The sequence below is a fragment of the Curtobacterium phoenicis genome (assembly GCF_047238015.1).
GTDB lineage: Bacteria > Actinomycetota > Actinomycetes > Actinomycetales > Microbacteriaceae > Curtobacterium.
Genome location: NZ_JBDFLZ010000002.1, coordinates 435,199 through 457,991 on the forward strand (window position 1 = coordinate 435,199; position 22,793 = coordinate 457,991).

Annotated in this window: 25 protein-coding genes and 3 tRNA genes; 14 read left to right on the forward strand and 14 right to left on the reverse strand. The window is 72.2% G+C overall.

Annotation, left to right across the window (positions count from 1 at the left end):
• The first annotated feature begins 66 nt into the window (after positions 1-66).
• The 4 genes from ABC270_RS02230 (at position 67) to ABC270_RS02245 (ending at position 3,158) form a co-directional block, all read left to right on the forward strand.
• The gene (locus ABC270_RS02230; protein ID WP_412879298.1) at positions 67-1,074 is read left to right on the forward strand and encodes a DNA-3-methyladenine glycosylase family protein; all 1,008 of its coding nucleotides are present in this window, start codon (positions 67-69) and stop codon (positions 1,072-1,074) included.
• Between the two features lie 74 nt (positions 1,075-1,148).
• Positions 1,149-1,337, forward strand: coding sequence for a zinc transporter permease (locus ABC270_RS02235; RefSeq protein WP_412879299.1), 189 nt, complete (start codon positions 1,149-1,151; stop codon positions 1,335-1,337).
• 136 nt (positions 1,338-1,473) lie between these two features.
• Positions 1,474-1,854: a tRNA-dihydrouridine synthase gene (locus tag ABC270_RS02240; RefSeq protein WP_412879300.1), complete on the forward strand. Its 381-nt coding sequence runs from the start codon at positions 1,474-1,476 to the stop codon at positions 1,852-1,854.
• Positions 1,854-3,158: a glutathionylspermidine synthase family protein gene (locus ABC270_RS02245; RefSeq protein WP_412879301.1), complete on the forward strand. Its 1,305-nt coding sequence runs from the start codon at positions 1,854-1,856 to the stop codon at positions 3,156-3,158. Before ABC270_RS02240 ends, ABC270_RS02245 begins: the two co-directional genes overlap by 1 nt.
• A gap of 46 nt (positions 3,159-3,204) precedes the next feature.
• On the opposite strand, the gene ABC270_RS02250 is transcribed toward ABC270_RS02245, so the two are convergent.
• Positions 3,205-4,062, reverse strand: coding sequence for an NAD-dependent epimerase/dehydratase family protein (locus ABC270_RS02250; protein ID WP_412879302.1), 858 nt, complete (start codon positions 4,060-4,062; stop codon positions 3,205-3,207).
• A 111-nt stretch (positions 4,063-4,173) separates the two neighbouring features.
• On the reverse strand, positions 4,174-4,725 hold the full coding sequence (locus tag ABC270_RS02255) for an MOSC domain-containing protein (protein WP_412879303.1): 552 nt from the start codon (positions 4,723-4,725) through the stop codon (positions 4,174-4,176).
• Between the two features lie 77 nt (positions 4,726-4,802).
• Between ABC270_RS02255 and ABC270_RS02260 the strand changes: the two genes are divergently transcribed.
• From ABC270_RS02260 to ABC270_RS02270, 3 genes are read left to right on the forward strand one after another with little or no spacing between them, the layout of a single operon-like run.
• Positions 4,803-5,501: a YceI family protein gene (locus tag ABC270_RS02260; protein WP_412879304.1), complete on the forward strand. Its 699-nt coding sequence runs from the start codon at positions 4,803-4,805 to the stop codon at positions 5,499-5,501.
• Positions 5,501-6,013, forward strand: a complete 513-nt coding sequence (locus tag ABC270_RS02265) for a sigma-70 family RNA polymerase sigma factor (protein WP_412879305.1) — start codon at positions 5,501-5,503, stop codon at positions 6,011-6,013. The genes ABC270_RS02260 and ABC270_RS02265 overlap by 1 nt, the downstream gene beginning before the upstream one ends.
• On the forward strand, positions 6,010-6,708 hold the full coding sequence (locus ABC270_RS02270; RefSeq protein WP_412879306.1) for an anti-sigma factor family protein: 699 nt from the start codon (positions 6,010-6,012) through the stop codon (positions 6,706-6,708). The genes ABC270_RS02265 and ABC270_RS02270 overlap by 4 nt, the downstream gene beginning before the upstream one ends.
• Here the strand turns inward: ABC270_RS02270 and ABC270_RS02275 are convergent.
• The gene (locus ABC270_RS02275) at positions 6,705-7,178 is read right to left on the reverse strand and encodes a MarR family winged helix-turn-helix transcriptional regulator (RefSeq protein ID WP_412879307.1); all 474 of its coding nucleotides are present in this window, start codon (positions 7,176-7,178) and stop codon (positions 6,705-6,707) included. The two genes, ABC270_RS02270 and ABC270_RS02275, sit on opposite strands and share 4 nt — an antisense overlap.
• 119 nt (positions 7,179-7,297) lie before the next feature.
• On the opposite strand from ABC270_RS02275, the gene ABC270_RS02280 reads away from it, so the two are divergent.
• Together ABC270_RS02280 and ABC270_RS02285 are read left to right on the forward strand one after the other, a co-directional pair.
• On the forward strand, positions 7,298-10,873 hold the full coding sequence (locus ABC270_RS02280; protein WP_412879308.1) for a proline dehydrogenase family protein: 3,576 nt from the start codon (positions 7,298-7,300) through the stop codon (positions 10,871-10,873).
• Positions 10,874-10,916: 43 nt separating this feature from the next.
• Positions 10,917-11,063: a hypothetical protein gene (locus ABC270_RS02285; protein WP_412879309.1), complete on the forward strand. Its 147-nt coding sequence runs from the start codon at positions 10,917-10,919 to the stop codon at positions 11,061-11,063.
• A 95-nt stretch (positions 11,064-11,158) separates the two neighbouring features.
• Here ABC270_RS02285 and ABC270_RS02290 read toward each other — a convergent pair whose 3' ends face one another.
• The 3 genes from ABC270_RS02290 to ABC270_RS02300 are packed head-to-tail and all read right to left on the reverse strand — an operon-like array spanning position 11,159 to position 13,047.
• Entirely contained in the window at positions 11,159-11,695 is a 537-nt protein-coding gene (locus tag ABC270_RS02290; protein ID WP_412879310.1) for a dihydrofolate reductase family protein, read from the reverse strand.
• A 36-nt stretch (positions 11,696-11,731) separates the two neighbouring features.
• On the reverse strand, positions 11,732-12,055 hold the full coding sequence (locus ABC270_RS02295) for a hypothetical protein (protein WP_412879311.1): 324 nt from the start codon (positions 12,053-12,055) through the stop codon (positions 11,732-11,734).
• Positions 12,052-13,047, reverse strand: coding sequence for an SDR family oxidoreductase (locus ABC270_RS02300; RefSeq protein WP_412879312.1), 996 nt, complete (start codon positions 13,045-13,047; stop codon positions 12,052-12,054). The genes ABC270_RS02295 and ABC270_RS02300 overlap by 4 nt, the downstream gene beginning before the upstream one ends.
• A gap of 105 nt (positions 13,048-13,152) precedes the next feature.
• Between ABC270_RS02300 and ABC270_RS02305 the strand changes: the two genes are divergently transcribed.
• Positions 13,153-13,815, forward strand: coding sequence for a hypothetical protein (locus ABC270_RS02305; RefSeq protein ID WP_412879313.1), 663 nt, complete (start codon positions 13,153-13,155; stop codon positions 13,813-13,815).
• Here the strand turns inward: ABC270_RS02305 and ABC270_RS02310 are convergent.
• The 4 genes from ABC270_RS02310 to ABC270_RS02325 all read right to left on the reverse strand — a co-directional run bounded on the left by ABC270_RS02310 (position 13,787) and on the right by ABC270_RS02325 (position 16,201).
• Positions 13,787-14,524 (reverse strand): YqjF family protein, encoded by a 738-nt coding sequence (locus ABC270_RS02310; protein WP_412879314.1) that lies wholly within the window; start codon positions 14,522-14,524, stop codon positions 13,787-13,789. The two genes, ABC270_RS02305 and ABC270_RS02310, sit on opposite strands and share 29 nt — an antisense overlap.
• Positions 14,521-15,342, reverse strand: a complete 822-nt coding sequence (locus ABC270_RS02315) for a nitroreductase family protein (protein ID WP_412879315.1) — start codon at positions 15,340-15,342, stop codon at positions 14,521-14,523. The genes ABC270_RS02310 and ABC270_RS02315 overlap by 4 nt, the downstream gene beginning before the upstream one ends.
• A gap of 2 nt (positions 15,343-15,344) precedes the next feature.
• Entirely contained in the window at positions 15,345-15,677 is a 333-nt protein-coding gene (locus ABC270_RS02320; RefSeq protein ID WP_412879316.1) for a hypothetical protein, read from the reverse strand.
• Positions 15,678-15,763: 86 nt separating this feature from the next.
• Positions 15,764-16,201: an Lrp/AsnC family transcriptional regulator gene (locus ABC270_RS02325; RefSeq protein WP_058726295.1), complete on the reverse strand. Its 438-nt coding sequence runs from the start codon at positions 16,199-16,201 to the stop codon at positions 15,764-15,766.
• A gap of 243 nt (positions 16,202-16,444) precedes the next feature.
• Between ABC270_RS02325 and ddaH the strand changes: the two genes are divergently transcribed.
• Positions 16,445-17,335 carry a dimethylargininase gene (gene ddaH, locus ABC270_RS02330; RefSeq protein WP_412879317.1) on the forward strand — a complete coding sequence of 297 codons (891 nt, stop codon included), beginning with the start codon at positions 16,445-16,447 and terminating at the stop codon, positions 17,333-17,335.
• Positions 17,335-18,558 (forward strand): ornithine--oxo-acid transaminase, encoded by a 1,224-nt coding sequence (rocD, locus tag ABC270_RS02335; protein ID WP_412879318.1) that lies wholly within the window; start codon positions 17,335-17,337, stop codon positions 18,556-18,558. The genes ddaH and rocD overlap by 1 nt, the downstream gene beginning before the upstream one ends.
• Positions 18,559-18,707: 149 nt before the next feature.
• Here the strand turns inward: rocD and ABC270_RS02340 are convergent, their stop codons facing one another.
• A complete protein-coding gene (locus tag ABC270_RS02340; RefSeq protein ID WP_412879319.1) occupies positions 18,708-19,700 on the reverse strand; it encodes an NAD-dependent epimerase/dehydratase family protein in 993 nt (330 codons plus the stop codon).
• A 124-nt stretch (positions 19,701-19,824) separates the two neighbouring features.
• Here ABC270_RS02340 and ABC270_RS02345 point away from each other — a divergent pair, with 124 nt between their 5' ends.
• Positions 19,825-20,835, forward strand: coding sequence for an aldo/keto reductase family protein (locus ABC270_RS02345; protein WP_412879320.1), 1,011 nt, complete (start codon positions 19,825-19,827; stop codon positions 20,833-20,835).
• 53 nt (positions 20,836-20,888) lie between these two features.
• Here ABC270_RS02345 and ABC270_RS02350 read toward each other — a convergent pair.
• The 3 genes from ABC270_RS02350 to ABC270_RS02360 all read right to left on the reverse strand — a co-directional run bounded on the left by ABC270_RS02350 (position 20,889) and on the right by ABC270_RS02360 (position 21,186).
• Positions 20,889-20,961 (reverse strand) — tRNA-Phe (locus tag ABC270_RS02350).
• Between the two features lies 1 nt (position 20,962).
• A tRNA-Asp gene (locus tag ABC270_RS02355) sits at positions 20,963-21,039 on the reverse strand.
• A gap of 74 nt (positions 21,040-21,113) precedes the next feature.
• Positions 21,114-21,186: transfer RNA gene (locus ABC270_RS02360), tRNA-Glu, on the reverse strand.
• Positions 21,187-21,488: 302 nt separating this feature from the next.
• Between ABC270_RS02360 and ABC270_RS02365 the strand changes: the two genes are divergently transcribed.
• Complete coding sequence (locus tag ABC270_RS02365; RefSeq protein ID WP_412879321.1) at positions 21,489-22,763, forward strand: peptidoglycan DD-metalloendopeptidase family protein; 1,275 nt, start codon at positions 21,489-21,491, stop codon at positions 22,761-22,763.
• The last annotated feature ends 30 nt before the right edge of the window (positions 22,764-22,793 follow it).

Sequence of the window (22,793 nt, forward strand, 5' to 3'; positions counted from 1 at the left end):
TCCATCGTCGGTGGTGGTGGGACACGCCCATCATGGCTGACGGTGGTTCCGCATTACCATCCTGGGGTGTCCCTCGCTGCGCCCGCCTCCGCCGCAGGCGGTGTCGACGACGCGGCCGACGCTGCCCGCCGCGCGGCCGGTGGTCCCCACCACGCGGCCGGACGGATCGACACGGTGTACCGCCCCGACGGCCCGGTGGACGTCCGCGCGACGCTCCGCCCACTGCAGCGCGGCTCCGGCGACCCCGCGTTCCGCGTGGTCGGTGCGGACACCTGGCTCGCACTGCGCACGCCGGTCGGGCCGGCATCGGTGCTCGTGCGCAGGGCCGGACCGGACGCGATCGCCGTCTCGGCCTGGGGCGACGGCGCCGAGTGGGCGGTGGTACACGCCCCCGAGATGCTCGGTCGCGGTGACGACTGGTCGGCGCTCGACGTGTCCGCGCACCCGTTCCTCGCCGATGCTCGGCACCGCCAGCCTGGCCTGCGGCTGCTCCGGACGAACGCGGTGGTCGCCGCCCTCGTGCCGGCGATCATGGAGCAGAAGGTGACCTCGCGGCAGGCATGGCGTGCGTGGCGGTACCTCCTGCGGCGCTTCGGGTCGCCCGCCCCCGGTCCGGCCCCGGCCGACATGTGGGTGCAGCCGACCGCGTCCGGGTGGGCGGCGATCCCGAGCTGGGAGTGGCACCGTGCCGGCATCGAGCCCGGGCGTTCGGCCACCGTGATGCGCGCGATGCGGGTCGCGCCGGCCCTCGAGCGCACCCTGGCGCTCGGCCGTGGTGGCGCGGTGGTGTCCGACCGGCTGCAGTCGGTGCCCGGTGTCGGCGGGTGGACCGCCGCCGAGACGGCCCAGCGGGCGCACGGGGATCCGGATGCTCCGAGCGTGGGCGACTACCACGTGCCGGCCCTCGTCGGGTGGGCGCTGACGGGCGGTCCGGTCGACGACGACGGGATGCTCGAGCTGCTCGAGCCGTACCGCGGTCACCGGGAGCGGGTCGTGCGGCTCATCGGGGGCTCGGGCTTCCGGAAGCCGTCGTTCGGGCCGCGCATGACGATCCAGGACCACCGGCACCACTGAGCGTCGACACAGTCGCCGGACACACGCCGTCCTCACCCGTATCCTCCTGCTGAGAACCGATCTCAGGAGGAATCATGACCGACACCGACCCCACTCCGGCACCCGGCGACGACGAGCACCGCATCGCCGAGCACGACGTCTCGGAGCACGACCACGAGCACGACGGCGGCGAGCACGAGACCGTCGAGCACGGCGACCACGTCGACTTCGTCCACGACGGCCACCGCCACGCTCGGCACGATGACCACTACGACGAGCACTGACGGTCGCTGACGCGACCACAGGACGGACGGGAGGCCCGTGGCGGCGCCGCCACGGGCCTCCCGTCCGCGACCTGGTCGCTGCGCGCGGCGACCGACGCCGTGCCGCCGTCACGCGGACCGCCTAGTGTCGACGTTCGTGAGTGCTGATCGTCATCGTCGCCGCGCGTCTCGGGTCGTCTCGATCGGCGTCGTCGCCGCGCTCGCCGCGTCCCTCACGGGATGTGGCGAGGGCTCAGGCGTCGACGCCGACTACGCGAAGATCTGCCGCGACAACGCGACCCAGAAGCGGCTGCCGGACGACGACTGCAACAACCACGGCGGGCACGCGGGCTGGTACTTCCTGCCGCTCAGCAGCAGCCGGACGACGAAGGTCCCGGCGGTCGGCGACACGGTGTCCGGCGGACGGACCTCGCTCCCGGCCGGCAAGACCGCGGAGTCCGGCGTCTCCTCCCGCGGCAGTTCCGTGTCGAAGGGTGGCTTCGGCGGGTCCGGTGAGCACGGCGGGTTCGGTGGCTGATGGAGCGCGTCGAGTTCACCGAGCGGCCGGACTGGCAGCGGAAGATCCAGCAGACCGGGCTGGTCTACTCCCGGTCCGAGCGCGAGGACGGGACGGCGGTCGAGTACTGGAACGACGGCGCGGCCTACGTGTTCACCCTCCCGGAGGTCGAGGCGCTGGAGGAGCAGACCGAGGAACTGCACCGGATGAGCCTCGAGGCCGCGCGGTACCTGGCGTCCGGCGAGCTCGGCACGCTCGGGCTCACCCCGGAGGGCTTCGAGCTCGCGTCCTGGTCGCTCGAGCAAGGCGAACCCGACGTCTACGCCCGCTTCGATCTCGCCTACGCCGGTGACGGGTCGCCCGCGAAGCTCCTCGAGTACAACGGCGACACGCCGACCGGGCTGATCGAGGCGTCGGTCACGCAGTGGCACTGGCTCCGTGACCGAGTCGGCTCCGGTGACCTGCCCGCCGACACCGACCAGTGGAACGGCATCCACGAGGCGCTCGTCGCACGCTGGCGGACGCTCCTGCACGAGTCGCTCCGGGCGGAGGAGGGCGGACGCCTGTTCGTGGCGCACTCCGACCTCGACACCGCCGGTGAGGACTGGGACACCGTCGCCTACATGCGGGACCTCGCCGGTGAGGCGGGCTGGGAGCACACCGGCATCGAGATGAAGGACGTGGGCTGGCACGCCGCCGCCCGCCAGTTCGTCGGCAACGAGGAGCCCGTCGGGTCGTCGCGGAGCGCCTACACCCTGCCCGGTGACGCGCCGGGCATGCAGTGGCCGGTGATCCGGAACCTCTTCAAGCTCTACCCGTGGGAGGACCTCGTGTCGGGCGACGACCGGGCGTCCGGTGACCAGGAGTTCGGCGCGTTCCTCGTGTCCGACCGGGGCCGCCTCGGCCGCTGGTACGAGCCGGCGTGGAAGATGTTCCTCTCGAACAAGCTCCTGCTCGTCGCGCTGTGGCGGCTCTTCCCGGGCCACGACAACCTGCTTCCCTCGTTCGCCGACGGACCCAGTGGGATGACGGATTTCGTGGTGAAGCCGGTGTTCGGACGCGAGGGCGACGGCATCGCCGTGCACCGCGCCGACGGCTCGGTGACGTCGAACGGCACCGAGTACCGCCGCGCGGGTACCGGGGGCGAGCGGGTGTGGCAGCAGTACCACGAGCTGCCGGACTTCCCCGGCCGGAACGGGCACAACCACCCGGTGCTCGGGTCGTGGGTCGTCGACGGGCAGTCGTTCGGCGTCGGCATCCGAGAGTCCGACGGGCCGATCACCGACTACTGGTGCCGGTTCGCGCCGAACCTCATCCGCGTCTGAGCGCCGTCGCGGCGGCACGACCACCGGACGGACGGGGTGCGGCGCGTCAGGGGTGCCGCGTGCCCTCGCCGGCGAGGACGGCTCGGTAGCCCTCGCGGAAGGTCGGGTAGCGCGGCGCCCAGCCCGACGAGCGGAGCAACGCGTTCGAGAGGCGCTTGTCCCCGCCCGCCTGTCGTCCGTCGCCGTCGCCCCGGGCCGGTTCCTCGACGCCGAGCTCGGCGGCGAGGAACCGGAGCACGTCGTCCAGGCGCACCGGCTCGTCATCCGTCCCGAGGTAGGTCGGCGCCGGGTCCTCGATCGTCGCGAGGTGCACGAGCGCCTCGGCCGCATCGTCGCGGTGGATGCGGTTCGTGTGCGGGGAGGTGCCCGGCGAGAGTCGGGCGCTGCCGGAACGCACCTGGTCGATCAGTCGCTCGCGACCCGGGCCGTAGACGCCGGACAGTCGGAGCAGGACGGCACCGGGTGCGCGCTGCTGAAGGAGTTCCTCGGCCTCGACGAGCACCGCGGCGGTCGGGGTGCCGCCACGTGCCGGGGTGTCCTCGCTGACCTCGCTCCCGTCGTCCACGTCGTACACCGCGGTCGACGACACCACGACGAGGCGGGGCCGAGCACCCGACGCGTCGATCCCGTCGAGCACGTTCCGGAGTCCGTCGACGTAGGTCGCCCGGTACGCGTCGACGTCCCGGCTGCCGGCCGCTGTCGCGACGACCACCACGGCCGCGTCGTCGGGGATCGTCGGCACCTGCGTCCTGAGGTCGGTGCTCCGTCCCTCGAGCGGAGCCGGCACGAGCTCGCCGCGACGGCGCAGGCCGATGACGTGGTGGCCGCGCTCCGCGAAGCGGAGACCGGCCTCGGTGCCCAGGTCGCCGCAGCCGGCGATGACGACGGTTCCGTGGTGCTGCACGCATCCACTGTGCCAGGCGGATGTCGAGGACACGCGCGCGCTTCGACGTCGCACACGTCGATCGACGCACGGGACGTCGAGCCGCGCGCGTTTCGCGGCGACCCCTCCGCCTCACACGGGCTGCAGCGGCTCCGGCTCGCCCTCGGGCAGCTCCACCCGCACGGCGTCGCCCGGTCGGACGGTTCCACCCGTGAGCACGACGGACATCACGCCGCCCTTCCGCTCGACGCTCCCGTCCTCCGCGCGCCCGAGGACGGCCTTGAGCAGCCCCGGCTCGAACCCGTTGATCTGCTGGCACGGGTTCCGCAGGCCGGTCACCCGGACGCGCGCCGACTCCCCGAGGTGCAGGACGGTCCCGGTCGGCAGCCCGAGCAGGTCGACGCCGCGCGTCGTCACGTTCTCGCCCATGTCGCCCGGAGCGACCTCGAACCCGGCGTCCGCGACCTCGTCGAAGAGCTCGGCGTGCAGCAGGTGCACCTGGCGGAGGTTCGGCTGCGAGGGGTCCCGCGCCACCCGGGACCGGTGCTGCACGGTCGTGCCGGCGTGCGCGTCCCCCTCGATGCCCCACCCGGCGACGAGCACGACCTCGTCCACGAGCGGCTTGCTGAAGTGGTGACCCCCGTCACGGGCCACGGCGACGACGACCGGTGTACGCGCTTCCACCCTCCGAGCCTGGCACGGATCGACACGCGGGTCGAGCACCCGGTGAACGATCCGGGGCGTTGTCTCGTGTCCTCGGTATGGGACTCCGCACACGCACCAAGGTCATCATCGGCATCGCCTCCGGCGTCGTGGTCGTCGGCGCGGCCGCAGCGATCGCCGGCCCGGTCATCTACGCGAACACCGTCAACGCGCAGGCCGAGGCCGCCCCGTCGCTCAGCGCGGCGCCGTCCGGCGGCAGCGGCTCGCTGACGGCAGCCGAGGCCGACGGCACCTGGAAGTCCACGGGCGACTCGTTCGCGGGCTACCGCGTCCACGAGGTGCTCCAGGGCCAGGATGTGAACGTGGTCGGACGCACGGAGGACGTCGAGGGCACCGCCGAGGTCAGCGGCGGTTCCCTCACGAAGGCGACCGTCACCGTGCAGGTCGCGAAGATCAGCACGCCCGAGGCAGCCCGCGACGAGTACTTCCGCACCACCGCGCTGCAGACCGACCAGCACCCCACGGCGACCTTCACGCTGACCGAGCCCGTCGACGTCTCCGGCGCGCTCGACGGCTCCACCCAGGACGTCACGCTCACCGGCACGATGGACCTCCACGGCGTGCAGAAGCCCGTCACCGCCGACGCCCAGGTCGCCGTCGGGAAGGACGGCAGGGTGCAGGTCGCGGGCAGCGTCCCGATCACCTTCGAGGACTACGGCGTCCAGGCGCCGTCGCTCGGCTTCGTCACCGTGGACCCGAAGGGCTCCGTCGAGTTCTCGCTCGACCTGGAGAAGTGATGGCCACGGGCAGGGGAGCCGACGAGCTGCTCGCGACGCTCCATCGTGAGCACGGCGACGCGCTCACGCGGTACGTCCGACACCTGACGCGGGACGGCCACGCCGTCGATGACGTCGTGCAGGAGACGATGGTCCGCGCCTGGCAGCGCCCGGCCGTGCTCGAGCGGACCCCCGACAGCGTTCGGGCCTGGCTGTTCACGGTCGCCCGGAACCTCGTGGTCGACGACGCCCGGTCGGCCCGGAACCGACACGAGCACGGCACGGAGCACCCGGTCGACCGCGCCGAGGCCGACCGCACCGACGCCGTCCTCGACCGCATCGTCGTGGCGGACGCGCTCGCCTCGCTCAGCCCGGAGCACCGCCGGGTCGTGGTGGACGCGTACTGGCTCGGCCACACCGTGCCGGAGATCGCCCGGCGGCACGACATCCCGGAGGGCACCGCGAAGTCGCGGTTGCACTACGGTCTGCGGGCCCTCCGGCTCGCACTGCAGGAACGAGGAGTGACCCGATGAGCGACGACCGCTACGCCGAGTGGGACGCCGCCTACGTGCTCGGCTCGCTGCCGGCGGACGAGCGGCTCGAGTACGAGCGGCACCTCGAGACGTGCGACCGCTGCGCGGCCGCCGTCGCCGAGCTGGTCGGGCTGCCCGGCCTGCTCGGGAAGCTCCCGGCCGACCAGGCGGTCGAGATCGCGGAGTCGGACGGGAGGCCCGTCACCGGTTCCGAGGGCACCCTCGCGTCCGTCGCGCACCGGGTCCGGCGCCGCCGGCGCAGCCGTCGCGTGTGGGTCGTCGCGACCGCGGCGGCGGCCGTCCTGGCGGCCGTGCTCGGCGGGCTCGCCGTGGGGACCGCCCGTGTCGACCCCGGTGACGTGCAGGCGGCCTCCCAGGGGCCGGCCGATCGGTACTCGCTGGTCGGCGCCCGCGGTCTCGACGTCGACCTGGCCGTCAGCGGCGAGCCGTGGGGGACGCGCTTCGACTGGGGCTGCTCGTACGGCGGGAAGTCCTGGGCGGCCGACGGATCGGTCCAGTACGACCTCGTCGTGGTGCGCGACGACGGCACGGCGGAGACGGTGGCGTCGTGGTCGGCAGCGGGGGAGGCAGCCCGTGGGCTGTCGGCCTCGACGACCGTCCCCCGGAGCGACATCGCCAGCGTGCAGGTCCGGCTCCGCGGCGACGACCGCGTCCTCGCGGACGTCGACCTCTAACCGGCCTCGGCTTCGAGGTTCACGGGACCGATCGCGGTGTGGAGGCGCTCGCTGACGGACCGCAGCGTGTCCGCGTCCGTCCCCACGGGCCTCCAGAACAGCTCCTCCAGCGCACCGGTGTGCGCGCGGATGCCGGACAACACCGCGCGACGGCCCGCCGGGGTCATCGACACCCAGCTGCCACGACCGTCGGTGGGGCAGTCGGCGCGCTCCACGAGGCCACGCGCCACCATGCGCGTGACCTGGTGGCTGACGCGGGACTTCTCCCAGCCGATGCCCGCGGCGATGTCGCGTACCCGCAGGCGGTGGTCCGGGTCACGGTGCAGGCCGATCAGGATCTCGAACTCGGGGATCGAGATGCCGGCGCCCTCCTGCACGGCGTGGTCGAGCGCACGGTCCAGCCGTCGCCAGGCGTCGTGGTAGGTGTCCCACGTGGCCCAGTCGTGGCCCTCGTCGTCCTGCGTCGCCATGCTCGACAGCGTATCGACGGGCGACCCGGACGAGCCCGGTTTCATCCGTCCGGATGACGCTCCGGTGACGCACGGCGTCCTCCGAGGGAGCGTCGGTGTGGGCGCATACGATCAGGGGCATGCCGAGTCCCCGCATCGCCGACTGCACCGACGACGCCGTCGCCCTCGTGCGACGCTGGCTGGCGGCCTCGGCGGGCACCAAGCCGGACCCGGGTGCGGCACGGCTGGCGGGAGTCCTCCGCGACGAGCAGGGGTTGGACTTCACCCGCGGCTTCGTCGACCGGGTGGTCCGGCCCGAGGACCCGCGGGTCGCCGCACGCAACCTCGAGAAGCTCAGCCAGGACGTGCCCGAGTTCCTCGCCTGGTACCTCCGCGGCGCGGTCACGATCGGCGGCGGCTTCGCGACGATGGCACCGTGGGCCGTGATCCCGACCGCGCGGCGGATCCTGCGCCGGATGACCGGACACCTCGTGATCGACGCCACCCCGGCGAAGCTCGGCCCGGCGCTCGCGAAGGTCGGCGGCGACGGCATCCGACTCAACGTCAACCTGCTCGGCGAGGCCGTGCTCGGCACCGCCGAGAGCGACCGTCGGCTGCAGGGCACCCTGGAGCTCCTCTCCCGCGACGACGTCGACCACGTGTCGATCAAGGCGAGCTCGGTCGTGCCGCAGATGTCGGCGTGGGCGTTCGACCAGACCGTGGAGCGCGTGGTCGACCGGCTCGTCCCGCTGTACCGCCTCGCCGCCGCTGGGCTGGCCGAGGGGCGGCCGGCGAAGTTCATCAACCTCGACATGGAGGAGTACCGCGACCTCGACGTCACCCTCGCGGTGTTCACGACGCTGCTCGACCGCGACGAGTTCACGGGACTCGAAGCCGGGATCGTGCTCCAGGCGTACCTCCCCGACGCCGCCGGGGCCCTCGACCGACTGACGAGCTGGGCCCAGGCGCGCCGGGCCCGAGGTGGAGCACCGATCACGGTCCGGCTCGTCAAGGGCGCGAACCTCGCGATGGAGCACGTCGACGCGATCCTGCACGAGTGGCCGCTCGCGACGTGGGGCAGCAAACGCGAGACCGACACCGCCTACCTCCGGCTGCTCGACACCGGCCTGACGCCCGAACGCACCGACGCCGTCCGGATCGGCGTGGCCGGGCACAACCTCTTCGACCTCGCGACCGCGTGGGTGCTCGCCCAGCGCCGCGGGGTCACCGACGCGGTCCACGTCGAGATGCTGCTCGGCATGGCGTCCACGCACGCTGAAGCCGTCCGCGCCGACGTCGGCCGGATCACGCTGTACACGCCGGTCGTCCAGCCGGAGGAGTTCGACTCCGCGATCGCCTACCTCGCCCGCCGCCTGCAGGAGAGCGCCAGTCCCGAGAACTTCATCTCCGGAGCCTTCGACATCGACCGCGACGCCAGCGTCTTCGAACGCGAGCACGGCCGGTACCTGGCCTCCGTCGCCGCCCTGGACGAGCCGGTCCCCACCACGAACCGCACGCAGGACCGCCGTCGTCCGCTCGGGGAGCCCGACCACCGCGACGGCTTCCGGAACGCTCCCGACACCGACCCCTCGATCGCCGCGAACCGCTCCTGGGCGCTCGACGTCCTGCGGCGCGTCCCGCGGTCCCAGCTCGGGGCGCAGACGATCCGTGGCGCCAGGGTCGTCGACCGCTCGACGCTCGAGCGCATCGTCGCCCGGACCGCGCAGGCCGGCGTGAACTGGGGACGCCAGGACCCGACCGACCGCGCCGAACTGCTCGACCTCATCGGGCACGAACTCGAGACGCGACGTGCCGACCTCGTCGAGGTGATGGCCGCGGAGACCGGCAAGACGCTGAGCGAGGCCGACGTCGAGGTCACCGAGGCCGTCGACGCCGCCCACTACTACGCCGAGAGCGCCCGCCGGCTGGCGACGCTCGACGGCGACGGAGCCCGGTTCGTCCCGCCGCGGCTGACCGTCGTCGTCCCGCCGTGGAACTTCCCCGTCGCGATCCCCGCGGGCGGGGTGCTCGCCGCGCTCGCCGCGGGCAGCGGGGTCGTGCTCAAGCCGGCGCCCGAGGCCAAGCGGTGCGGCGCGCTCCTCGCCGACGTGCTCTGGGACGCCGGGGTGCCGCACTCGCTCCTCCAGCTGGTCGACCTCGACGAGGACGCCCTCGGCCGCGAGCTCATCGCCCACCCCGCGGTCGACCGGGTCCTGCTCACGGGCAGCGCCGACACCGCCCGCTCCTTCCGGTGGTGGCGCGCCGGGCTCCCGCTGACGGCCGAGACGAGCGGCAAGAACGCGATCGTCGTCACGCCGAGTGCCGACATCGACCTCGCCGTGCAGGACATCGTGCAGTCCGCGTTCGGGCACGCCGGACAGAAGTGCTCCGCCGCGTCGCTCGTCGTGCTCGTCGGCTCCGTGGGCGACAGCGAGCGGTTCCGACGTCAGCTCGTGGACGCCACGCGGACGCTCCGGGTCGCGTGGCCCGACGACCCGGGTGCGCAGGTCGGCCCGGTGATCGCCCAGCCGACGGGCAAGCTGCTCACCGGGCTGACCGAGCTCGGTCCGGGCGAGTCCTGGCTCGTGCAGCCGACGCCGCTCGACGACTCCGGTCGACTGTGGTCCCCCGGGATCCGCGACGGCGTCCGGCCCGGCAGCGACTTCCACCAGACCGAGTACTTCGGTCCGGTGCTCGGCATCATGCGGGCGGAGACCCTCGAGCAGGCCGTCGCGATCCAGAACGGGACCGACTACGGCCTCACTGCCGGCATCCACTCGCTCGACGTCGACGAGGTCGCCGACTGGCTCGCCACCGTGCAGGCCGGCAACCTGTACGTCAACCGCAGCACCACCGGCGCGATCGTCGGTCGGCAGCCGTTCGGCGGCTGGAAGCGGTCGTCCGTCGGCACCGGCACCAAGGCAGGCGGACCGCTCTACGTCGCGACGCTCGGCCGGTGGGAGCGGACCGAGCGCACCGTCCACAAGAGCATCCAGTTGCACGGGCTCCCGCCGCGCGTGACGGCGCTCGTCGAGGCGGCCAGGAGCGGGCTGTCGTTCGAGGAGTTCGACCAGGTGCGGGCCGGCGCCCTGAGCGACGTCCGCGCCCGTGAGTCGCACTACGGCAGATCGCACGACGACTCCGGGCTCGTGGTGCAGCGCAACGTGCTCCGCTACCGCCCGCAGTCGGTGATCGTCCGGCACGCCGAGGACTCCGCGACGGGCGACCTCGTCCGGGTGCTGGCTGCCGCCACCGCTGCCCGGGCACACCTGATGCTCAGCACGGCCCGGCCGCTGCCCGGGCCGCTCACGCAGCTGCTCGCGTCCTCCCGCTCCCCGCTCGACGTCGTCGACCACGTCGTCGAGAGCGATGAGGAGTTCCTCGCCCGCGCCGCGTCCGGTGCGGTGTTCGACCAGCGGTGGAGCGACCCCGACGAGGAGCAGCAGGACGCCCTCGACCAGGTGCTCGCGCAGCCCGACGACCGGCCGCGCCACACCGCGTTCGGCGGCCCCGGGAGCCGGATCCGCCTGCTCGGCGGTGACCCGCTCGCGCTCGAGGAAGCGCTCGGCGTCAGCGTGGACACGGCGATCCACGACGCACCCGTGGTCGAGTCCGGCGTCATCGAGATGCTCCCGTTCCTCCGCGAGCAGTCCGTGTCGATCACCGCGCACCGCTTCGGCGACCTCGACCCCGAGTTCCAGGAGCTCCGGGTCTGACGACGGCGCGCTGCAGGTCGGCCGTTCCCCGAGGGGAAGATCGATGCGCTGTGCGCCGAGCAGCACCACCGTCGCCGGTGCGTTCCACGCGGCGGTCCACGGGTTCGACGTCGAGCGTCCCGCCGAGCGGCCCGGCCTCGACGCGGACCGCTCGGAGGCCCTGCGCACCCTCCGTGTGGACGTCGCGTGACCAGCGCCTCCCGGGAGCCGTCCCCGCCCTGCGGCGCGGTCGTGCTGTCCTCCGCTGCTCGGCGCCCCCGCTGCGTCAGGCGCTCCGGCGCCGCGTCAGGCGCCCGTGCGTCGGTAGTGCAGTTCGACCGCTCCGCCGTCGAAGGACGTGGTGCCGACCAGGTCGAAGACGGGGGTCGGAGCCGCGACCGGCAGCAGCGGCGCACCCGCCCCGAGGGCGATGGGCATGACGGTCACCCGGAGCTCGTCGAGGATGCCGGCCTGCTGGTACTGCGCGGCGAGCAGCCCACCGCCGACCACCCAGACGTCGCGACCGCCGGCCGAGGCCACGATCGCGTCGTGGTGCCGGGCGACGGCTCCCGACACGAACCGGACGTCGGCACCCCCTGGGACGGGGAACGCACGGCTCGTGAAGACCCACGTCGGTCGGTCCGGGTAGGCCCACGTGTCGTCGTGCTCGAGCAGCCACTCGTACGTCGTCGCTCCCATGACGAGCACACCGACGTCTGCGAGGAACCGGTCGTGGTGCTCCTGGAACGGCTCGAACCCGAACCGGAGCAGCCATTCGAGATCGTCACCGGGTGCGGCCACGAAGCCGTCCAGCGACGATGCGACGGAGTAGGTCGTGGTCATGTCGGGACGGTACCGACCACCTCCGACACCAGGACGTCAGGGGTGACGCCGGCCGTGACCCTGCCCGACCGCGGCGACCTCCGCGACGGCGAGCGCGGTCGCGAGGAGCACCTGGACGGCGGCGTACCCGCGGAGCCGCCCGCCGAACAGCGCGACCGGCACCATCGAGGTGCCGTGGAGCACGTCCACGACCGCACTGAGGGTGTGGGCGTCGGGCGAGCCGGAACGACCGACGAGCGCTGCCTGGCCGGTCTGGCGGACCGCGAGCACCGCGTCGAGCACCGTGGTGCCGCGCCGACCGACCAGCCGGACCGCGTGGCCCGTCGCCACCACGAGACGGAGCGTCTCGACCGTGCTCACCGGCGTCGTCCCGCCGCGAGGGCGATCGCTCCGGCGGCACCGAGGGCCGCTCCGAGGATCCCGTTGCCGAGTCGCCGGTGCTCGACCCACCAGGTCTGCGGGGACCAGGCGTGCGCCGAGTCGTCGAACACGCCGTGTGCCCCGTGGTCGCCGGGTATCGGCTCGTAGAGGTTGTCGCCCAGCTGGTCGCCGTCCTTCTGCGGCGCCTGCTGCCCGGACACGAGGGTCTTCGCCGCGTACCAGTCGGCGAAGCGCCCGCTGATCCGGTTGCCGAGGATCGTGTACACGGTCGACTCACCGACCCACGTGCGGCGGCGGGGTCGCTCGGCCGTCGTGGCGATCGCGCGCGCCCCGACCTCGGGCTGGTAGATCGGTGCGACGGGCTGCGGGTGGTGCGGCAGCTTCGACTTCACCCACTGGAACTGGATCGTGTTGAGCGCCGGCATGTCCACGCGCGAGACCGCGACGCTGCTGCCCTGCTCCTCGAGTTCGGACACGACGGACTCGGTGAAGCCGACGATCGCGTGCTTCGCCCCGCAGTAGGCGGCCTGCAGCGGGATGCCGCGGAACCCCAGGGCGGACCCGACCTGGATCACGTGTCCGCGGTCGCGCGGGACCATGCGGGAGAGCGCGGCGCGGGTGCCGTTCACGAAGCCGAGGTAGGTCACGTGCAGGGCGCGCTCGAAGTCCTCGGGCGCGGTGTCGAGGAACTTCCCGAACACGCCGACCATCACGCCGTTCACCCACAGGTCGATCGGCCCGAGCTCCTGCTCGACGCGGTCGGCCGCAGCCTCGACGGCGTCGCGGTCCGACACGTCGGCCACGAGTGCGAGCCCGCGGCGGCCAGCTGCCTCGACCTCCGCGACCGCGGCGTCCACACCGTCCTCCCCTCGTGCCAGGACGGCGACGTCCCACCCGCGGGCGGCGAGCTCGCGCACCGTCGCCCGTCCGAGTCCAGCCGAACCACCCGTCACCACAGCCACACGTGTCATTGATCCGTTGTACCGACGCGCGCATCGCGCCCCACCCAGCCCGCCGTCCCCCACGCCGCACCCGTCCGGACGGCCTGCACCACCCGAGGCGAGCATCATGGGGGAGTGGACGAGCGGGACGACGCGGGGGCGATCGTGCCCCGGTGGCTCCGGCGTGCTCCGATCCGTCCGGTGGAGTGGTGGGGCCCGCCGCTGGCGCAGCTCGTCGGATCGTTCGGCCTCGTCGCGCTCGGGACCTGGTTGCACCGTGCTGGCCTCTCGGGCGCGCTCCCCGCCACGGCCGTCGCCGGGGCGGTCGGCATCGCGGGCGCGGTCGCGCTCGGCCTCGTGGGGCACCGCGCCTACCAGTTCCCCGGTCGGGTGACCGCGTGGCGACTCCACCGCGTCCGCGTCGCCGCGTGGAGCGTCGGTGGGGTCGCGCTGGCGCTGTGTGCCCTCGTCGTCGGAGCGCAGACGATCCTGCTCGCGGTCGTGTTCGGCCTCGCCGGTGCCCGGACGATCCGGCGCGACGACCCTTCCCGGTTCGAACTCCTCGGCCGGTCCTGGGCTGCCGCCGCCGTCGCCGTGCTGTCGGCGGTGCTCGCCGTCGTGGCCCTGACCGTTCCGGGTGTCGATGATGCCCACGCGTCGCGGTGGATCGGTTGGGGCATCGTGATCGTGCCCGTCAGCGTCGTCTCGGCCGTCGTGGACCGACGAGGTGCGTCGAGGACGTCCGACCCTGACCTCGCCGACGAACCGCTCAGCGCCCCAGACCGAACCGCGTCGTGACCCCCGGCGCGTAGAGCACCGAGTCCGGCTCGAGCTCCGTCAGCGCGAACGGCAGCCCCGCCGAGGCGACCAGGTCGTCCCGCAGGTGCACGATCGATGCCCGGTGCAGCGGCCACGTCTCGTGCTCGTTCGGCCAGAACCGCGTCCGGCCGGCCCGGTGCACGTGCATGCCCCACCGCGCGGTGAGGAACGTCTCGAGCGCGGACGGCTCCTCGATCGGGTCGCCGATCCGCACGTCCACCATCGAGCGTGTGTGGGTGCCGTGCCGTCGCATCGCGTAGGCGGCCCGGTCGGGCTCCGGGCGGCGGAACTCGGCGTGCGCCCACCAGTACGGCAGCGCCGTCGCCACCCGGGCGCCGAGCGTCGGTAGCAGCTTGCCGGCGTCGAGCGACAGGAACACGACGCCGTGGCGGCCCCGGTCGTCGACGGTGTAGACGCGGACGTTCACCTCGACGAAGTCGCCGATGCGACCCACGCGGACGGGCGGGAACGCGGTGTCGGTGAACCGGAACGCGATGAGTCCCACCCAGGTGGTCGCGCCGTCGTCGACGCCGTCCGCTCCGAGCGTGTCGGGGCGCACGCCGGCCGGCAGGTGCGGCGCGACCGCCGAGACGTCCACCCGCCAGTGCACGAACACGACGTCGAGCCAGTCCTGCTGGATCCACGGTCGGCCGGGCAACCGCGGTGCGACCGACGAGATCGCGGTCACCGGAGGTCCGCCCCGCCGGTGGACGGCGCGTCGTCCCACCCCTGCTGCGGGGTGTCGCACGTGCCGCGGAACACGTACTGCGACGGCCGCTTCCGCTCGCTCGACGTCCAGTCGATGGCCGGGCGCCGACGCTCGGGCGGCAGGTACCCGATCCGGTACACGGCCATCAACTCCAGCGACGGAGGGACCCGGAGCAGCCCCTCGATCTCCTCCCACGCACCCGGGGTCTCCATCGGGAACGAGACGAACTGGATGCCGAGACCCAGCTCGGTGGTGGCGAGCCAGATGTTCTCCATCGCCGCGCCCATGCTGAACACCGAGTAGAAGCCGGACAGCTCCTCCTTCCGGTACTCGTGGCGGTCGAGCATCACCCCGAGCAGCAGCGGCGACCCGGCGACGAGCTTCCGGTTCTCCTCGCCGAGGGTCTGCGGCACGCGGAGGGTGTTCATGAGCAACTGCCCGCGCTTCGTGAACACCTGCTTCGTGAACGGCTTGAGCGGCCCGGGGAGCTTGTCGAACAGCATCCCGTCGCGCCGCTCGTCCATCTCGGCCTGTGAGAAGCGGAAGTACGGCTTGTACCGCTCGAAGAACGTGCCCTCGGCCATCGTCCGGGTCATCGACGAGCCGCTGATCTCGGCGACGCGGTCGATCGTCGCCCGTTCCTCGACGAGCACGAACCGCCACGGCTGGCTGTTCAGCTGCGACGGCGCACGCCCGGCGAGCTCCATCAGCAGGCGCTGGTGCTCCTCGGACACGGGGTCGGGCAGGAACGCGCCGTTGGTCGTGCGTCGACGTCGGATGGCTTCGAAGAGCTCCACTGCTACCTCTCTGGTCCGCGGCGTGCGAGCATCGCCCCCAGGTAGGACGGTGCGGCGGCGACCGCGACTCTCCAGTGTGCTCCGGAGCGCGGGTTCGTGCGTGGAGCGACGGCGAGCGGGACGAGTGCGGGCAGGAGGAACAGCCCGCTCCGGTCGCGGGTCCAGGCCGGCGTGGTCGCAGCGGCGACGGTCAGCGTCGCGGTGACGACGAACAGCCCGTGGTGCACGACACGGAGCTTTTCCGTCCGGATGAGGCGCACGGCGACGGCCGTGCCCCAGAGGCAGTTGGCCGCGTACGCAGCGGTGGCGGCGGCGACCGTCCGGCGGGCAGTCACGGACCGTCCGGGAGGCACACCGCGCCTCCCGGCTGTCGTCTTCCGTCCCACAGGGGCGAACCTACGCGCCCGAGGGCGGGGAGCCGTCAGGCGGATTCGCGGGTGACCAGCTTGGACAGCACGATGGCGCTCCGGGTGTGGTCGACCTGCGGTGCGAGCCGCACCCGGTCGAGGGCCTCCTCGAGGGCGGGGAGGTCCCTGGACCGCATGTGCACCACGGCGTCGGCGCTGCCGGTGACGGTGCCGGCGTCGATCACCTCGGGCACGCTGTCGAGCAGGGAGCGCAGCTCGTCGGGGGAGACGGTGCCCCGGCAGTAGAGCTCGACCCAGGCCTCGGTGCCGCGGTCCTCGACGGCCGGGTCGACCTTGATCGTGAAGCCCTGGATGACCCGGTCCGCGACGAGCCGGTCGACGCGACGCTTCACCGCGGAGGCCGAGAGTCCGACCACCGACCCGATGTCGCCGTAGCCGGCACGGGCGTTCTCCCGGAGCTGGTCCAGGATGCGGTGGTCGAGCGAATCCATTGCACCAATGCTACGCGTGCTTCTTGCACGTCAGGTGGGTCCCGCGCACGAAATGTGCGTCACCCGAACGGGTGCCACTCCGTGATGCTTCCGTGACTGCACTGCCCGGACGGTGTGTGCAAGACTCTCGATCGGCGTCGACCTGGTCCGCTACGGCGAGTGAGCCTGCATCTCGCCGGAGCTCTGCAACTCGTCCAGTGGTGGTTCCTGGCAGGCTCGGGCCCCGGTCCCCCAGGAGGACTGATGTCGAACACCGCTCCCGAATCCCTCGCCGCACCGACCCGCGTCGCCACGAAGCGCACGATCCTCATGTGCAAGCCGACCCACTACACGGTCAGCTACCGGATCAACCCGTGGATGCACCCGGAGGAGCCGACCGACACGTCGAAGGCCGTCGAGCAGTGGCAGTCGCTCGTCGACGTCTACGAGCAGCTCGGCTTCGACATCTCGTACATCGAGCCGATCGAGGGCCTGCCGGACATGGTCTACGCGGCCAACGGGGGGTTCGTGCTCGACGGCGTCGCGTACGGCGCGAAGTTCCAGTACCCCGAGCGCCAGCCCGAGGGCCCCGCGTACATGGACTGGTTCCGCAGCGCCGGTCTGACCGTGGCCGAGCCGGAGGAGACGAACGAGGGCGAGGGCGACTTCCTCCTCATCGGGGACACCATCTTCGCCGGCACCGGCTTCCGCTCGGACAGCACGTCGCACGAGGAGCTCGCGCGCATCTACGGCCGCGAGGTCGTCACGCTCAAGCTGGTCAACCCGAACTTCTACCACCTCGACACCGCGATCGCCGTGCTCGACCCCGAGCCGGACGCTTCCGGCCGCTCGAACATCGCGTACCTCGAGAGCGCCTTCGACGCGGCCTCGCTCACGATCCTGCGCGAGCGCTTCCCGGACGCCATCATCGCGACCGAGGAGGACGCCGCGATCCTCGGCCTGAACTCCTACTCGGACGGCTACAACGTCGTGATCGCCTCGCGCGCGACGACCTTCGCCGAGCAGCTGCGGGAGAAGGGCTACAACCCGATCGGCGTCGACCTCTCCGAGCTGCTGCTCGGCGGCGGCGGCGTCAAGTGCTGCACGCTCGACCTGCACCCGGTCGGCACCGGCAACTCGGTCGCGCGGTCCTGATGACCACCGCGACCGGCACCGCCACCGCTGCTGCGCTCGCCGTCGAGGACCGTGCCCTCGCCCACAACTACAGCCCGCTGCCCGTCGTCATCGCGTCGGGTGACGGGGCGTGGGTGACGGACGTCGACGGGAAGCGCTACCTCGACGGGCTCGCCGCGTACTCCGCGGTGAACTTCGGCCACGGCAACGCCCGCCTGCTGGACGCCGCACGTGCACAGCTCGATCGGGTGACCCTGACGAGCCGCGCGTTCGTGAACGACCGGCTCGGACCGTTCGCCGAGGCGCTCGCCGACCTGACGGGCACCGACATGGTGCTCCCGATGAACACCGGGGCCGAGGCGGTCGAGTCCGCGATCAAGGTCTCCCGAGCCTGGGGCTACCGGGTCAAGGGTGTGCCGACCGACCGGGCCACGATCATCGTCGCGTCCGGGAACTTCCACGGCCGCACGACGACGATCGTGTCGTTCTCGGACGACCCCTCGGCCCGGAACGACTTCGGGCCGTTCACCCCCGGGTTCCGCACGGTGCCGTACGGCGACGCCGACGCCCTCCGGGCCGCGATGGACGAGACCGTCGTCGCCGTGCTGCTCGAGCCGATCCAGGGCGAGGGCGGCGTGGTCATCCCGCCGGCGTCGTACCTGCCGTCGGTCCGCGAGGTCTGCGACGAGTTCGGCGCGCTGCTCGTCGCCGACGAGATCCAGTCCGGCCTCGGCCGCACCGGCCACACCCTCGCGGTCGAACGCGTCGGCGTCACACCCGACTTGATCACGCTCGGCAAGGCGCTCGGCGGCGGGATCGTCCCCGTCTCCGCCGTGGTCGGTCGCCGCGACGTCCTGGGCGTCCTGCGTCCGGGCGAGCACGGCTCGACGTTCGGGGGCAACCCGCTCGCGGCGGCCGTCGGCTCCGAGGTCGTGGCGATGCTCGGCGAGGGCACGTTCCAGCAGCGGGCACTCGACGGCGAGCCGCTGCTCCGTGGTCTGCTCGACGACCTCGTCGGCCACGGAGTCGTCACGCACCGCGTGGCCGGGCTCTGGGCGGGGATCGACATCGACCCCGCGCTCGGCACCGGCAAGGAGATCGCGCACGACATGGCCGACCGGGGCGTCCTCGTGAAGGACACCCACGGGTCGACGATCCGCTTCGCACCGCCGCTCGTCGTCACGGACGACGAGGTGCGCCACGCGGTCGACGCGCTCGGCGAGGTCCTGCGCGCCCGCAGCTGACGTTGCGGGCGCGCGCCGTGCCTCCCGGGCGGTCGTCCCGTGCACGCCCCGCGAGTCGCACTCGGATAGCGACATCGAACCAGGTCCCCAACCCGGTTCGATGTCGCTTTCGCGGTTCGGTGCGCCGTGCGCCGTGCGACCGCCCCGCGTCAGACCGCCCAGCGCTCCGCGAGCTCGTCCATCAGCCCGTCGAGCCGCTCGTCGACGACCTGCTCCTCCGGGTGCGCCTCGTACCAGGCGATGACCTCGCGCACGCCCTGCCGGTAGGGAATCCGCGGCCGGTACCACGGCACGAGCGAGCGCACCTTGCTGTTGTCGAACACCGAGCTGTTCGCCTTGTCGCCGAGGAGCGCCGCACCCCACTCCGGGTCGACAGCGTTGATCGCGTCCGCGGGCACGTGCACGATCCGCAGGTCGTCCACCCCGGCCGCCGCCGCGACCTCCTCCGCGATCTGGTTCCAGGTCGGCGCCTCGTCGCTCGTGATCGTGAACGCCTCGCCGACCGCCTCGGCCCGGTCGAGCAACCCGGTGAAGCCGACCGCGAAGTCGCGGCTGTTCGTCAGCGTCCAGAGCGACGACCCGTCGCCCGTGATGATGACCGGCTTGCCGGCGCGCATCCTCGCGACCGCCGTCCACCCACCCGTCAGCGGGAGCTTCGTCTCGTCGTAGGTGTGCGACGGCCGGATGATCGTCACCGGGAAGTCCTGCTCCCGGTAGGCCGTCATGAGCAGCTCCTCGCACGCGATCTTGTCGCGCGAGTACTGCCAGTACGGGTTCTTCAGCGGCGTCGACTCCGTGATCGGCAGGTGCGTCGCGGGTGTCTGGTACGCCGACGCCGAGCTGATGAACACGTACTGTCGGGTGCGTCCGGCGAAGAAGTCGACGTCCGCCTGCACCTGGTCGGCCGTGAAGGCGATCCAGTTGATCACGACGTCGAACCGGCGGTCGCCGAGTGCGTCCGCGAGGGCGGCGCGGTCCGCGACGTCGGCCTGGAGGCGCGTCACATCCTCCGGGATCGGCCTGCTCCCGGTGGTCCCCCGGTTGAGCACGGTCACGTCGAACCCCTGCTCGACGGCTTCACGGACGCACGCGGCGCTGATCACCCCGCTGCCGCCGATGAACAGCACGCTCGCTCCGGTCATGGATGCTCCCTCGCTCCCGGCGGTGCCGCTGTGCACCGCGCCCCTGCGATCCTGCACCTCCTCCGCCGCGTACCGTCACGGTTCGGACCGCACCGACGCGGCCCACGACAGGAGTGACACGCACATGGAGTACCGCTACCTCGGCAACTCGGGCCTCAAGGTGTCCGAGATCACCTACGGCAACTGGCTGACCCACGCCTCCCAGGTCGAGAACGACGCGGCGATCGCCTGCGTCCGGGCAGCGCTCGACGTCGGCATCTCGACGTTCGACACCGCCGACGTGTACGCGAACACCGGCGCCGAGACCGTCCTCGGCGAGGCGCTCAAAGGGGAGCGGCGCCAGTCGCTCGAGATCGCCACGAAGGTGTTCGGCCCGACCGGACCGAAGGGCCACAACGACACCGGTCTGTCCCGCAAGCACATCCTCGAGTCGATCGACGGTTCGCTCGAGCGACTGCAGACCGACTACGTCGACCTCTACCAGGCGCACCGGTTCGACCACGAGACCCCGCTCGAGGAGACCATGCAGGCCTTCGCGGACGTCGTGCGCGCCGGGAAGGTCCTCTACGTCGGCGTCTCGGAGTGGACCGCGGACCAACTCCGCGCCGGTGCCGCGCTCGCGAAGGAGCTCGGCTTCCAGCTCATCTCGAACCAGCCGCAGTACTCCGCGCTCTGGCGGGTCATCGAGGGCGAGGTCGTCCCGACGTCGAAGGAACTCGGCATCTCGCAGATCGTGTGGTCGCCCATCGCACAGGGCGTCCTGACCGGGAAGTACCAGCCGGGCCAGCCGCTCCCGGAAGGCTCGCGAGCCACCGACGACAAGGGCGGCGCGAAGATGATCGAGCGCTTCATGAGGGACGAGGTGCTGACGGCCGTGCAGGACCTCAAGCCGATCGCGGACGAGCTCGACCTGTCGATGGCGCAGCTCGCGGTCGCCTGGGTGCTGCAGAACGAGAACGTGGCGTCGGCGATCATCGGTGCCTCGCGTCCGGAGCAGGTGCACGACAACGCGGGTGCTGCCGGTGTGCAGATCCCGTCCGAGCTCATGTCGCGGATCGACGACGCCCTCGGTGGTGTGGTCGAGCGTGACCCGGCGAAGACGAACGACAGTAGCCCGAAGACCCGCGAGGCGTAGACAGTACCGCACACGCGAAAAGGCCCCCTACCGGAGTAGGGGGCCTTTCACCGTGGCTGGACACGGCATCGATCCGTGGACCTTTCGATTTTCAGTCGAACGCTCTACCAACTGAGCTATCCAGCCGTGGCGACCCTGACGGGACTTGAACCCGCGACCTCCGCCGTGACAGGGCGGCACGCTAACCAACTGCGCTACAGGGCCATGTTGAATTACTGTCTTGCTCGAACTGCTGTCTTGCTCGGTGTTGCTCTGCTTGCCTGCTCACTCACGGAGAGTGACCCCAACGGGATTCGAACCCGTGCTGCCGCCGTGAAAGGGCGGTGTCCTAGGCCACTAAACGATAGGGCCGCAAGCGGTGCAGTGCGCTACCGATGGACAAGCATACGGATGCCCCCCGGGTTTCACAAATCGGGCCGCTCCGGCGCGTCATCCCCGGCGTGTCGCGGGGTCCCGGGTCGTCCGCGGGCATTCACTCACCGTGGAGCAACAGGCTCCGTCCCGTGCCGTCGGTGCCCGCGTGCGAGCATCGTCGTCGCAGCCTGCTGCCCCTCGCACGAGGGGTGACCGGCTGCGACACCTGTTGTTACTGTTGCGTCTGTTAACAGTGTTACGTGCGTGAGCCTTGCCGCGCTGTTACGAAATCGAGACACATGTCGACCTCACCGCTCTCCCTCCGCTCCCGCAGCCGCCTCGTCGCCGCAGCGGTCGCCGTCGCGCTCACGGCTGGCACCCTCGCTGCGCTCACGCCGAGCGGACCGGCCAGCGCCACGAGCTACCCGAGCTGGGACGACGTGGAGAAGGCGAAGGCCTCCACGCAGGCCCAGCAGGACAAGGTCACCGAGATCAAGTCGCTGATCGAGACCCTCAAGGACGAGGCCGCGTCGAAGCAGAAGGCCGCGGAGGCAGCCGGCACGGCCTACCAGACGGCGCAGACGGAGTACGACCAGGCGACGCTCCGGCAGCAGAAGCTCCAGGCGCAGGCGGACGAGGCGAAGAAGACGGCCGCCGCGTCCGAGGCCCAGGCCGGCCAGCTCGCGGCGCAGCTCGGTCGTGCGAGCTCGAGCAACGTCTCGACCGACCTCCTGACGCACCCGGGCAAGTCCGGCGACCTGCTCTACGAGCTCGGCGCGATGTCCAAGCTCAGCGAGCAGGCGGACGGCATCTACGCGCAGGCGTCGCAAGACCGCGGGACCGCCCAGGGGCTCGCCGACAAGGCGGACGTCGCGAAGCGCGCGCTCGGCGCCCTCGCGGACGCGGCGGAGGCGAAGATGCAGCAGGCGCAGGGCGCTGCGGACGCAGCCCAGACCGCCGTCGACGCGCAGAACGACAACGAGGACCGCCTGGAGGCGCAGCTCACCCTCCTCACCACCAAGCAGCACGGCGTCGAGGCGAAGTACCGCAAGGGGGTCGAGGAGGAGAAGAAGCGTCAGGCGCGCATCGCCGCCGCGGCCGCCCGCGCCGCCGCCCGTGCGGCCGCGACGAACCAGGGCGGTACCGGCGGTGGCGCGCCGAACTCCTCCGGCTGGGTCCGTCCCGCCGGGGGCTACCAGACCAGTGGGTTCGGGATGCGCGTCGACCCGTACACGCACGCCACGGCCCTGCACGCCGGCGTCGACCTCGCGCCCGCCTGCTACTCCCCGATCTACGCCGCGCACGACGGCACCGTGACCTTCGCGGGCAACGGCGGCGGGTACGGCAACGAGGTCGTCCTGGACAACGGCGGCGGGATCTCCACCGCGTACGGCCACATCGTCGACGGCGGGATCCTGGTCGCCTACGGCCAGCACGTCAGCGCCGGTCAGCAGATCGCGAAGATCGGCTCGACCGGGTGGTCGACCGGGTGCCACCTCCACTTCGAGACCCGGGTCAACGGTGCCGCCACCGACCCGGTCCCCTTCATGGCAGCGCGGGGGATCTCGGTATGACCACGAGCGTCGCCAGGAGGCGTTGACCGA